8 protein-coding genes are annotated in these 11,675 nt (G+C 73.6%); 5 read left to right on the forward strand and 3 right to left on the reverse strand.

Features of this window, described 5'->3' with window-relative positions:
• Positions 1-20: 20 nt before the first annotated feature.
• The 5 genes from rimO (at position 21) to ACH4ZA_RS21690 (ending at position 3,980) form a co-directional block, all read left to right on the forward strand.
• Positions 21-1,490, forward strand: coding sequence for a 30S ribosomal protein S12 methylthiotransferase RimO (rimO, locus tag ACH4ZA_RS21670; RefSeq protein ID WP_319277736.1), 1,470 nt, complete (start codon positions 21-23; stop codon positions 1,488-1,490).
• Positions 1,487-2,275: a CDP-diacylglycerol--glycerol-3-phosphate 3-phosphatidyltransferase gene (gene pgsA, locus ACH4ZA_RS21675; RefSeq protein ID WP_319277735.1), complete on the forward strand. Its 789-nt coding sequence runs from the start codon at positions 1,487-1,489 to the stop codon at positions 2,273-2,275. Before rimO ends, pgsA begins: the two co-directional genes overlap by 4 nt.
• Positions 2,272-2,817: a CinA family protein gene (locus tag ACH4ZA_RS21680; protein WP_398431004.1), complete on the forward strand. Its 546-nt coding sequence runs from the start codon at positions 2,272-2,274 to the stop codon at positions 2,815-2,817. The genes pgsA and ACH4ZA_RS21680 overlap by 4 nt, the downstream gene beginning before the upstream one ends.
• A gap of 109 nt (positions 2,818-2,926) precedes the next feature.
• On the forward strand, positions 2,927-3,307 hold the full coding sequence (locus ACH4ZA_RS21685; protein ID WP_057575292.1) for a helix-turn-helix domain-containing protein: 381 nt from the start codon (positions 2,927-2,929) through the stop codon (positions 3,305-3,307).
• Between the two features lie 202 nt (positions 3,308-3,509).
• The gene (locus tag ACH4ZA_RS21690; RefSeq protein ID WP_319277731.1) at positions 3,510-3,980 is read left to right on the forward strand and encodes a DNA starvation/stationary phase protection protein; all 471 of its coding nucleotides are present in this window, start codon (positions 3,510-3,512) and stop codon (positions 3,978-3,980) included.
• Positions 3,981-4,947: 967 nt separating this feature from the next.
• Here ACH4ZA_RS21690 and ACH4ZA_RS21695 read toward each other — a convergent pair.
• The 3 genes from ACH4ZA_RS21695 to ACH4ZA_RS21705 form a co-directional block, all read right to left on the reverse strand.
• A complete protein-coding gene (locus tag ACH4ZA_RS21695) occupies positions 4,948-5,712 on the reverse strand; it encodes an SDR family NAD(P)-dependent oxidoreductase (protein WP_398431007.1) in 765 nt (254 codons plus the stop codon).
• A 58-nt stretch (positions 5,713-5,770) separates the two neighbouring features.
• Positions 5,771-6,619, reverse strand: a complete 849-nt coding sequence (locus ACH4ZA_RS21700) for a DNA-formamidopyrimidine glycosylase family protein (protein ID WP_319277728.1) — start codon at positions 6,617-6,619, stop codon at positions 5,771-5,773.
• 67 nt (positions 6,620-6,686) lie between these two features.
• Positions 6,687-11,606 carry an ATP-dependent helicase gene (locus ACH4ZA_RS21705; RefSeq protein ID WP_398431009.1) on the reverse strand — a complete coding sequence of 1,640 codons (4,920 nt, stop codon included), beginning with the start codon at positions 11,604-11,606 and terminating at the stop codon, positions 6,687-6,689.
• Between the last annotated feature and the right edge of the window lie 69 nt (positions 11,607-11,675).

Below are 11,675 nucleotides of genomic sequence, written 5' to 3' on the forward strand. Positions count from 1 at the left end.
GACAAAGTAGTCTTGAGCCCATGCCTGAACGCCGTACCGTCGCACTCGTCACTCTTGGCTGCGCCCGCAACGAGGTGGACTCGGAGGAGCTCGCAGGCCGTTTGGAGGCGGACGGCTGGCAGCTCGTAGAGGACGCCGAGGACGCGGACGTCGCCGTCGTCAACACCTGCGGCTTCGTCGACGCCGCCAAGAAGGACTCCGTCGACGCCCTCCTCGAGGCCAACGACCTCAAGGGGCACGGCAGAACCCGAGCCGTCGTGGCGGTGGGCTGCATGGCCGAGCGGTACGGCAAGGAGCTCGCCGAGGCCCTTCCCGAAGCCGACGGCGTGCTCGGTTTCGACGACTACACCGACATCTCCGACCGCCTCCAGACCATTCTGAACGGCGGCATCCACGCCTCCCACACCCCGCGTGACCGGCGCAAACTGCTGCCGATCAGCCCGGCCGAGCGCCAGTCGGCGACCGATGTCGCGCTGCCCGGCCACGGTGCGCCGACCGACCTGCCCGAGGGCCTCGCCCCGCAGTCCGGCCCCCGCGCCCCCCTGCGCCGACGGCTGGACGGCGCTCCGGTCGCCTCCGTCAAGCTCGCCTCCGGCTGCGACCGGCGCTGCTCCTTCTGCGCCATCCCGTCCTTCCGCGGCTCCTTCATCTCGCGCCGGCCGAGCGACGTGCTGAACGAGACGCGGTGGCTGGCCGAGCAGGGTGTGAAGGAGGTCATGCTGGTCTCCGAGAACAACACCTCCTACGGCAAGGACCTCGGCGACATCCGCCTGCTGGAGTCGTTGCTGCCCGAGCTCGCCGAGGTCGACGGCCTGGAGCGGGTGCGTGTCAGCTACCTCCAGCCCGCCGAGATGCGGCCCGGCCTGATCGACGTGCTGACCTCGACGCCGAAGATCGCGCCCTACTTCGACCTGTCCTTCCAGCACTCCGCGCCCGGCGTGCTGCGCGCGATGCGCCGCTTCGGCGACACCGACCGCTTCCTGGAGCTCCTGGACACCATCCGCGGCAAGGCGCCCCAGGCAGGCGTGCGCTCCAACTTCATCGTGGGCTTCCCCGGCGAGTCGGAGGCCGACCTGGCGGAGCTGGAGCGCTTCCTGGAGGGGGCACGGCTCGACGCGATCGGCGTCTTCGGCTACTCCGACGAGGACGGCACCGAGGCCGCGACGTACGACGGCAAGCTCGACGTGGACGTCGTCGCCGAGCGGCTCGCCCGGGTCTCCCGGCTGGCCGAGGAGCTCGTCTCCCAGCGCGCCGAGGAACGGCTCGGCGAGACCGTCCACGTGCTCGTGGAGTCGATCGACGACGAGGGCGTGCACGGCCGTGCCGAGCACCAGGCGCCGGAGACCGACGGCCAGGTGCGGCTCACGTCGGGCGAAGGCCTGGGCATCGGTCGTATGGTCGAGGCGAAGGTGATCGGCACGGAAGGCGTCGACCTGGTGGCCGAGCCCCTGCAGGGCTCGTTCGGGTGTAGTGAGGAGGCGGGCAGATGACGGGTGTTCCGGCATCGGCCGCAGGCGGCTCCTCGCACGCGTCGGCCGCCGCGCAGCCCGCCGCCGCGCCGGCCACGGAGAGCGAGCAGGCCACGGTGACGGCCCTGGGCCCCACCGCCGCGGACGTCGCCGCGCTCGCCGACCCGGAGGGCGACGCACGGCCGCCGCGGGGCGCGAAGCTCGCGGCAGCCGCCGTCAACCAGGCCAGCGTGTGGAACATCGCCAATCTCCTGACGATGCTCCGGCTGATCCTGGTGCCCGGCTTCGTCGCGCTGATGCTGGCCGACGGCGGCTACGACCCGGCGTGGCGCTCGTTCGCCTGGGCCGCCTTCGCCGTCGCCATGATCACCGATCTGTTCGACGGGCATCTGGCCCGCACGTACAACCTCGTCACCGACTTCGGGAAGATCGCCGACCCCATCGCCGACAAGGCGATCATGGGAGCGGCGCTGATCTGCCTCTCCTCGCTCGGCGACCTGCCGTGGTGGGTGACGATCGTGATCCTCGGCAGGGAACTCGGGATCACCCTGATGCGTTTCGTGGTCATCCGCTACGGCGTCATCCCGGCCAGCCGTGGCGGGAAGCTGAAGACGCTCGTCCAGGGCATCGCAGTCGGGATGTACGTCCTGGCGCTGACGGGATGGCTGGCGACCCTGAGGTGGTGGGTGATGGCCGCGGCGGTCGTCCTGACCGTGGTGACCGGGCTCGACTACGTGAGACAGGCCGTCGTGCTGCGCCGGGCGGGCATCGCCGAGCGCGCCGCGGCCAAGGAGACGCAGGAGTGAGTTCCCCGGCCGCCGAAGTGGTGCGACTACTCACAGCGACGGGCGGCACGCTCGCCGTGGCCGAGTCGCTGACCGGCGGCCTGGTCGCGGCGGAGGTCACATCGGTCCCCGGCGCGTCCCGGGTCTTCCGCGGCTCGGTGACGGCGTACGCCACCGAGCTCAAGCACCGGCTGCTCGGCGTCGACGCCGGCCTGCTGGCGGCGCGGGGAGCGGTGGACGCCCAGGTCGCGGCGCAGATGGCGGCCGGCGTGCGCAAGGCGCTGGGCGCCGACTGGGGTCTGGCGACCACCGGCGTGGCCGGCCCGGACGCCCAGGACGGACGGCCCGTGGGGACGGTCTTCGTGGCCGTGGACGGACCGTTCGGCCCGGAACCCGGTTCTGCCGCTGGCGGAAAAGTGGAGGCCCTGCGGTTGAACGGCGACCGGGCGGAAATTCGTAGAGAGAGTGTACGGAGCGTACTCGCACTGCTCCTGAGCGAGCTTGCGGGCGAACAGACCGGGAACGAGCGGGCACAGGATACGGAACAGAACGGGGGGTTTTGATGTTTGCAGCCCTGAGTGAACACGACATCGCTCCCCGCACGGCCGCAGCGCGAGGCGGTACGGTGGGGCGTGAAGGATGCGGCTACGCGGTCCGAGGAGGGAGCCACCGATGATTCTGCTCCGTCGCCTGCTGGGTGACGTGCTGCGTCGGCAGCGCCAGCGCCAGGGCCGTACTCTGCGCGAAGTCTCCTCGTCCGCCCGAGTCTCACTCGGCTATCTCTCCGAGGTGGAGCGGGGGCAGAAGGAGGCATCTTCCGAGCTGCTCTCCGCCATCTGCGACGCGCTGGACGTACGGATGTCCGAGCTCATGCGGGAAGTGAGCGACGAGCTCGCCCTCGCGGAGCTGGCACAGTCTGCAGCGGCCACCCCCAGTCAGCCTGTGCCCACGTCGGTTCGTCCGATGCTGGGTTCCGTGTCGGTGACCGGTGTGCCTCCGGAGCGGGTGACCATCAAGGCGCCCGCCGAGGCGGTGGACGTGGTCGCCGCGTGAGACGCACGTGCGTCGGCCTGTGAGCCGGCGCGGGCACGTGCGCAGGTACGTGCACTGGCAAGTGTGAGGCCCCGGCCGGGGCTTCTCCGGGAGATCCGGAGGAGGTGCGGTCGGGGTTTTCGCGTCCCGGGTCCGTTTGCCGGAGCCGGTGGTCGAGGTCATCGTGGAGGGGCACTGCGGGGGCCGATCACCGGAGGTACGGATGTACGTCGTGAAGAGTCCCCTGTCCGACGCCGACCTGAAAGTCGTCTCGCAGGCGCTCCAGGGCGCGCTGGTCGATCTGGTCGATCTGTCGCTGGTCGCGAAACAGGTCCACTGGAACGTCGTCGGGCCGCGTTTCCGGTCCGTGCACCTGCAGCTCGACGAGGTCGTGGACGTCGCCCGCGCCCACTCCGACACCGTGGCGGAGCGCGCGTCCGCGCTGGGCGTCTCGCCGGACGGACGCGCGGCGACCGTGGCCTCCGGCAGTGGGATCGACGCGGTGGCCGAGGGCTGGGTCAAGGACTCCGACGCGATCGGGACGCTGGTCGCCGCACTGGGGGCGGTGATCACCCGGATGCGGGAACGGGTGGCGGCCACCGGCGACGCCGACCCGGTGAGCCAGGACATCTTCATCGGGATCACCGCCGATCTCGAGAAGCATCACTGGATGTTCCAGGCGGAGAACGCGTGAGGCCGCGGCCCTGCCGGATCGTACGGCGGGGCCTGCGGGCCGGGCGGGCGGGCCGGGCGTGATGCCCCGGGGCGTTCGGCCGGGGTCGGGCGGTGGGCGGTCACGGGTGGGCGGTGGGCGGTCACGGGTGGTTCTGCCGGTTTCGGGCGGCGGACTTGCACGGGTGGTGCCGGCCGTCCGGCGGCGCGCGGCTGCGGGCCGTGCGAGCGGTCCGGTGGCGTGCTGCTCCGGGTGCCTCGCCCGGGTCACGGGGCGTGGATGCGGCGTGGCGGACTGCGTGGTGCGCCGGTGTGCCATGCGTGCGCCCTGCCCGGCGCGGGGACGCGCGGTTAGCGTCGTCGTCCCGGGGCGTGGCCGCGGCGTGGACGTCGGCGCGGTCCGCCCCTCTCACGGGCTGCGGCGGGGCGGGCATGGGCCGGGCGGCAAGGGGCCCGGGGGGAGGGAGGCGTTCCGTGTGCGGGAGCGCACCGGGTGGGACTCGGGCCGACGGGAGCTGATGGCGCTGTGACGAGGCGGATAGCCGGGGGCGGTCGGGGACGGGGAGGGGTGCGTGGGCGGGTGGCCGTCGCCGGCCTGGGTCTGGGTGCGGGGGCTCTGTGGTGGTGGGCTGTGGTGAGGCTCGCGGTGGCGCCGGACGCCGGTGTGCTGGAGGGCACGGTCGCGGCCGGCGGCTGGGGGCTGAGCCTGCTTCCCGTGCACTGTGCGGCCAAGGCGCGGGCCGTGGGCGTGGTCGCCGACGGGCGGTGGCGGAGCGCGTGGCGGGGGGCCGGACGCCCCTGCGCGCCCGGGGGCTGCGGGGATCCGGGACGGGCCGACGGGGGGGCGGGGCGACGAGGGAGGGGGTCCCGGGGAGGGGACCACGGGTGCGGGCGGCCGCGTGCGGAGGGACTGACGTGTAGGGGCCATGTCGGTCGGACGGCGGTGGGTACGGAGGTACGGCCCGGCGGTGGTCCGGCGACGCCGTCGGCTACCAGGGCATGGCCACGCCGCCGTTCGGGCGGAGGATCTGGCCCGTCGTGAACGCCGACGCGTCCGAGGCCAGATGCAGGACGGCGTGGGCGATGTCCTCCGGTTCACCGACCCGGCCCAGCGGTGACATCCGGGACATGAGCGCCTCCGTGTGCGCCTGTGCGCCGGTGTCGCGGCGATCGGTCATCGGGGTGCGGATCCAGCCCGGGGCGACGGCGTTGACGCGGATTCCGTGCCGGCCCACCTCGGTCGCCAGGGTCTTCGTCAGCTGGACGACGGCAGCCTTGGCGGCGCCGTAGCAGAGCAGTCCGGGGCCGCCGGTGTCGACGGCGCCGGACGCCATGGTGACGATGCTGCCGCCCGCACCGCCTGCCATCATCAGCCGGGCCGCCTCCTGGCACGCGTACAGCACGCCCTTGAAGTTGACGGCCAGAACGCGGTCGAGGTCCTCGTCGCGGGTCTCCAGGACCGGACTGCTGTGCATGATCCCGGCGACCGCCGCCATGACGTCGAGGCGTTCGCACGACTGAACGGCCTGCCGCACCTGGACCCGGTCCGTGACGTCGAGATGGTGGGTGTGGGCGGCGCCGCCCTGCGCCTTGATCAGCGTCGCCGTCTCGTGCAGGCCCTGGGCGTCCCGGTCCGCTCCGTGCACGGTGGCGCCCGCCTGGGCCAGCAGAACGGCACAGGCGCGGCCGATTCCGCTGGCGGCGCCGGTGACGAATGCGATGCGTCCGGTGAGGTCGTACGCCTTCACGGCCATGAAAGGACGGTACGAGGATTTCTGACGGTCCGTCAATCAGTCGTCGCCCACTCGACGTTCACCGCGTGGTGTGGGGACGGGGGCGGGTGTGCCGCGCCGGCGGGGACCCGGGAGCCGGGACCGGGCCCGTCTGGCAGACGGGGCACCAGTACGTGGGGCGCTCCCGGGAGCCGTCGCCCTGGTCGGCCACCCGGATCGGGGCGCCGCAGCGAAGACAGGGGCGGAAGGCGCGGCCGTAGACGAAGAGGTCCTGCCCGCGGCGACCTGTCGTGTTGCGGTTCGGGCGGTCGCGGTTGGCCTCCAGGAGCTTCTTCGCCAGGGCGGGGAGCTTCGCGGCGCGATCGGCGGGGAGTGTGCCGACCGGCAGCCACGGCGTGGCGCCGAGGAGGAAACAGAGCTCGCTTTTGAACACGTTCCCGATGCCGGCGAGATTGCGTTGGTCGAGGAGGGCTTCGCCGAGGGCGCGGGCCGGGTCGGCGAGGAGGTTGGCGAGGGCCTGGTCCGGGTCCCAGTCGGGGCCCAGCAGGTCGGGACCGAGGTGGCCGACGGCCCGCTCCTCCTCGCCGGTGCGCAGCAGCTCGAGAACGGGCAGGCGGTAGCCGACGGCCGTGCGGTCATGGGTGCCGAGAACGGCCCGGATCTGGTGCTCCGGGCCGCCGGTCCAGCGCCGGCCGTTCGGGTACACCTTCCACGAGCCGTCCATCCGCAGATGTGAGTGCAGTGTCAGGCCGCCTTCGACCCGGGTGAGGAGGTGTTTGCCGCGCGCGGTGACGCCGAGGACGGCGCGGCCGGTGAGGTCGGAGGTGGCGAACCTGGGGACGCGCAGATCGGACCGGGTCAGCACCTTGCCCGCGAGGGCGTCGTGCAGTCGCCTCGCGGTCTGCCGGACGGTGTCACCTTCGGGCATGCGTCAAGGGTGCCACGGGGGAGACGGGCGGGCCCGGGGGTGCGGGGCCGGTCGTGGACGGTCGTCGTCATGCGCGCAGCCGCAGGCCTCGTGGGGTCGCGATGAAGCCCGCCCCTTCCAGCAGGGCGCCGATGGGCGAGGTGAGGGCCGAGCCGCCGTTGACGCGCTCCACCGTGACCGTGCCGAGGGCGCCCGCGCGCGCGGCCTCGGCGAGCGCCTGCGCGGCGGCGTGCAGCCGAGGGTCGTCGGCGGGTGCCTCCGCACGGTCCGGGGCGGAGGGCCAGGCCAGCAGGGACTTGCCGCCGCGCTCCATGTACAGCGTCAGCTCACCGTCGACGAGGACCACCAGGGAGCCGGCCTTGCGGCCGGGCTTGTGTCCGGCGCCGTTCGGCGGCTCGGGCCAGCCGAGAGCGGCGCCGTAGGCGTTGGCCGGGTCGGCGGCGGCGAGGACGACGGCGCGGGAGGCGGGGGAGGTGTCGCGGCCGCCGTGGCCGGACCTGCCGGGGAAGTCCGCGGCGTTCGCGAACGCGCTGCCTCCGCGGGGTCCGCCCGTGCCGGGGGAGGCGAGGTCCCGGGGCGAGACGTACTCGTCCGTGGAGGCCGGGCCCCTGCGCGGGGTGCGGGGGGAGGAGAAGGAGGTGCGGTCGCCCGCCGTGTCCCACGCGTCGTCGGCCGGGAGGTCGTCGGGGAAGACGAAGTCGTCCTGGGCGTGCGCGGCCCGGTTCGGGCCGGTCAGGGGCTCGCCGCGGTCGCGGGCGCTGGCCACCGCGCGCAGGCGGTCCACGGCGCCGTCCATGGCGAACTGGGCGGCGCCGAGGCCTTCGACGACGTATCCGCGGCGGGCCTGGCCGCTCTCCTCGAAGACGGACAGGATGCGGTACGTCGCGGAGAAGCCGCCCTCGACGCCCTCGGCCGCGACCGCTCCGCGTGTCACCACGCCGTGCCGGTCGAGGAGCGTGCGGGCGAGTGCGTGGGCGCGGACCGTGGGGTCGGGCTCGTGGGCGGGCAGGAGGGACCAGCGGCCGGCGACGGTCGGGGGGCCGCCGCGGGAGGCGGGGCGGGCCCCGGCCGTCAGCGAGCCGTAGCGGCCGCGCGGGACCGCGCGCTTGGCGCGGTGGGCCGTGGACCCGGCCGTGCGGCCCGAGCCCAGCAGGGATCGCATCGGGGTCAGCGTGTCGTTCGTGAGCCGGCCGGACCATGCCAGGTCCCAGACGGCGTCGGCGAGTTGGGGATCCGTGACGTCGGGGTGGGTGGTGGCGCGGACCCGGTCGGCGATCTGCCGGAAGAACAGGCCGTAGCCCGCGGAGAGCGCGTCCAGCACGGACTGGTGCAGCGCCGTCAGCTCCAGCGGGTGGGGCGGGGGGAGCAGCAGGGGCGCGGCGTCCGCCACGTACAGCGAGACCCAGCCGTCCTTCCCGGGGAGGGCGCCCGCTCCGGCCCAGACCACCTCACCCGTCGCGGTGAGCTCGTCGAGCATCGCGGGGGAGTAGTCGCGCACCCGGGACGGCAGGACGAGCTTCTCCAAGGCCGAGGCGGGCACCGACGCACCCTGCAACTGCTCGATCGCACGCACCAGCCCGTCGACGCCGCGCAGCGAGTGGCCCCGGCCGATGTGCTGCCACTGGGGCAGGAACTGGGCGAGCGCGGGCGGCGACACCGGTTCCAGTTCGTGGCGCAGGGCGGCCAGGGAACGGCGGCGCAGCCGACGCAGGACCGTCGCGTCGCACCACTCCTGGCCGATGCCCGCCGGGTGGAACTCGCCCTGGACGACGCGCCCGCCCGCCGCGAGCCGGTGGAGGGCCCCCTCGGTGACCGCCGCGCCCAGGCCGAAGCGGGCGGCGGCGCCGGCGGAGGTGAAGGGGCCGTGGGTGCGGGCGTAGCGCGCGAGGATGTCGCCGAGGGGGTCCTTCACGGGTTCCGTGAAGGCCTCAGGCACGCCGACCGGCAGTGCGGTGCCGAGGGCGTCGCGCAGGCGTCCCGCGTCCTCGATCGCGGCCCAGTGATCGGCTCCGGCGACGCGGACGCGGATGGCACGGCGGGAGGCGGCCAGATCCTGCGCCCACTGCGGTTCGGCGCCCCGCTCGGCCAGCTCGGCGTCGGTGAGCGGGCCGAGGAGGCGCAGCAGGTCCGCCACCCCCTCGGCGTCCTTCGCCCGCCGGTCCTCGGTGAGCCACTGGAGTTCCTGTTCCAGTTCCGTGAGGACGTCCGCGTCGAGCAGTTCGCGCAGTTCCGCCTGGCCGAGCAGTTCGGCCAGCAGGCGTGAGTCCAGCGAGAGGGCCGCGGCGCGGCGCTCGGCCAGCGGGGAGTCCCCTTCGTAGAGGAACTGGGCGACGTAGCCGAAGAGCAGGGAGCGGGCGAAGGGGGACGGCTCCGCCGTGGTGACCTCGACCAGGCGCACCTTGCGCGACTCCAGGTCGCCCATCAGCTCCACGAGGCCGGGGACGTCGAACACGTCCTGGAGGCACTCGCGGATCGCTTCGAGCACGATCGGGAAGGAGCCGAACTCGCTCGCCACCTGCAGCAGTTGCGCGGCTCGCTGACGCTGCTGCCACAGCGGTGTGCGCCTGCCCGGGTTGCGGCGCGGCAGCAGCAGCGCGCGGGCGGCGCATTCGCGGAAGCGCGCCGCGAACAGGGCCGAGCCGCCGACCTGGTCGGTGACGATCTGGTCGACCTCGCCCTTGTCGAAGACGACGTCCGCCGCGCCGACCGGGGCCTGTTCGGCGTCGTACTCCGCGCCGGCCTTCAGCGGCTCCTGGTCGAGGAGGTCGAGGCCCATCAGATCGGCGTCGGGCAGCCGCAGCACGATCCCGTCGTCGGCGTGCATCACCTGGGCGTCCATGCCGTACCGCTCGGAGAGCTTCGCTCCCAGCGCGAGCGCCCATGGGGCGTGCACCTGGGCGCCGAAGGGTGAGTGGACGACGACGCGCCAGTCCCCCAGCTCGTCGCGGAAGCGTTCCACGACGATCGTGCGGTCGTCGGGGATGTGGCCACAGGCCTCGCGCTGCTCGTCCAGGTAGGAGAGCACGTTGTCGGCCGCCCACGCGTCGAGGCCCGCGGTGAGCAGGCGCAGCCGGGCGTCCGTCTTGGAGAGCGAGCCGACCTCGCGCAGGAACGCGCCCACCGCGCGGCCGAGTTCCAGCGGCCGGCCCAGCTGGTCGCCCTTCCAGAACGGCAGACGGCCCGGGACGCCGGGGGCGGGAGAGACCAGGACCCGGTCGCGGGTGATGTCCTCGATGCGCCAGGAACTGGTGCCGAGCGTGAACACGTCGCCCACGCGCGACTCGTAGACCATCTCCTCGTCGAGTTCGCCGACCCGGCCGCCGCCCTTCTTGGGGTCGGAACCCGCCAGGAAGACGCCGAACAGACCCCGGTCGGGGATCGTGCCCCCGGAGGTGACGGCGAGGCGCTGGGCTCCCGGGCGGCCGGTGACCGTCCCGGCGACCCGGTCCCACACCACGCGCGGGCGCAGCTCGGCGAACGCGTCGGAGGGGTAGCGGCCGGCCAGCATGTCGAGGACGGCCGTGAACGCGGACTCCGGGAGCGCCGCGAAGGGAGCGGCACGGCGGACCAGGGCCAGCAGGTCGTCCACCTGCCAGGTGTCGAGGGCCGTCATGGCGACGAGCTGCTGCGCCAGGACGTCCAACGGGTTGGCGGGCACGCGCAGCGACTCGATCGAGCCCGTGCGCATCCGCTCGGTCACCACGGCCGCCTGGACGAGGTCGCCGCGGTACTTCGGGAAGACCACGCCGGTGGACACTGCGCCCACCTGGTGCCCGGCACGTCCGACGCGCTGGAGACCGGAAGCCACCGAGGGCGGCGACTCCACCTGCACCACGAGGTCCACCGCGCCCATGTCGATGCCGAGCTCGAGACTGGAGGTCGCCACCACGGCCGGCAGCCGGCCCGCCTTGAGGTCCTCCTCGACGAGGGCGCGCTGCTCCTTGGAGACCGAGCCGTGGTGGGCGCGCGCGATGACGCCCGGCGCTCCCTGGGCCGCGCCGGAGCCGCCCATCAGCTGGGCGGGCGAGTGATGCTCCCCGAGGGGCTCGCCGGTGGCGCGCTCGTAGGCGATCTCGTTGAGCCGGTTGCACAGGCGCTCGGCCAGCCGGCGCGAGTTGGCGAAGACGATGGTCGATCGGTGGGCCTGGACGAGGTCGGTGATCCGCTCCTCGACATGCGGCCAGATCGAGGGGCGTTCGGCCCCTTCGGCGCCCTCGGCGACCGGGGAGCCGCCCAGCTCGCCCAGATCCTCCACCGGGACGACGACCGAGAGGTCGAACTCCTTGCCGGACTTCGGCTGGACGATCTCCACCTTGCGGTGCGGGGAAAGATAGCGGGCCACCTCGTCGACCGGACGGACCGTGGCGGACAGGCCGATGCGGCGGGCGGGCCTGGGCAGCAGCTCGTCCAGCCGCTCCAGGGAGAGGGCGAGGTGCGCGCCGCGCTTGGTCCCGGCCACCGCGTGCACCTCGTCCAGGATCACCGACTCGATGCCGGTCAGAGCGTCGCGGGTGGCCGACGTGAGCATCAGGAACAGCGACTCCGGCGTCGTGATCAGGATGTCCGGAGGGCGGGTGGACAACGCACGGCGCTCGGCGGGCGGGGTGTCGCCGGAGCGGATGCCGACCTTGATCTCGGGCTCGGCCAGGCCCAGACGCACGGACTCCTGACGGATGCCGGTCAGCGGACTGCGCAGGTTGCGCTCCACGTCGACCGCGAGGGCCTTGAGCGGGGAGACGTAGAGGACCCGGCACCGCTTCTTCGGATCGGCGGGCGGGGGCGTCGAGGCCAGCTGGTCGAGGGCGGCCAGGAACGCGGCCAGCGTCTTGCCGGAACCCGTCGGAGCCACCACCAGCACGTCGGAGCCCTCGCCGATGGCTCGCCACGCGCCGGCCTGGGCCGCGGTGGGCGCGGAGAACGCCCCCGTGAACCAGCCGCGGGTCGCGGGGGAGAAGCCGTCGAGGGCCCGGTGTGCGGAGCTGACCATGCGTCCATCCTGCACCCGTCCACTGACAATGCCCCTGAGCTGCGAGAACACGCTGCGTAAACGGCCGTG

Source organism: Streptomyces sp. NPDC020597 (genome assembly GCF_044335095.1).
GTDB lineage: Bacteria > Actinomycetota > Actinomycetes > Streptomycetales > Streptomycetaceae > Streptomyces.

Coding starts and splice junctions, on each gene's coding strand:
- rimO (WP_319277736.1), top strand. CDS start 21: ATGCCTGAACGCCGTACCGTCGCACTCGTCACTCTTGGCTGCGCCCGC.
- pgsA (WP_319277735.1), top strand. CDS start 1,487: ATGACGGGTGTTCCGGCATCGGCCGCAGGCGGCTCCTCGCACGCGTCG.
- ACH4ZA_RS21685 (WP_057575292.1), top strand. CDS start 2,927: ATGATTCTGCTCCGTCGCCTGCTGGGTGACGTGCTGCGTCGGCAGCGC.
- ACH4ZA_RS21690 (WP_319277731.1), top strand. CDS start 3,510: ATGTACGTCGTGAAGAGTCCCCTGTCCGACGCCGACCTGAAAGTCGTC.
- ACH4ZA_RS21695 (WP_398431007.1), bottom strand. CDS start 5,712: ATGGCCGTGAAGGCGTACGACCTCACCGGACGCATCGCATTCGTCACC.
- ACH4ZA_RS21700 (WP_319277728.1), bottom strand. CDS start 6,619: ATGCCCGAAGGTGACACCGTCCGGCAGACCGCGAGGCGACTGCACGAC.
- ACH4ZA_RS21705 (WP_398431009.1), bottom strand. CDS start 11,606: ATGGTCAGCTCCGCACACCGGGCCCTCGACGGCTTCTCCCCCGCGACC.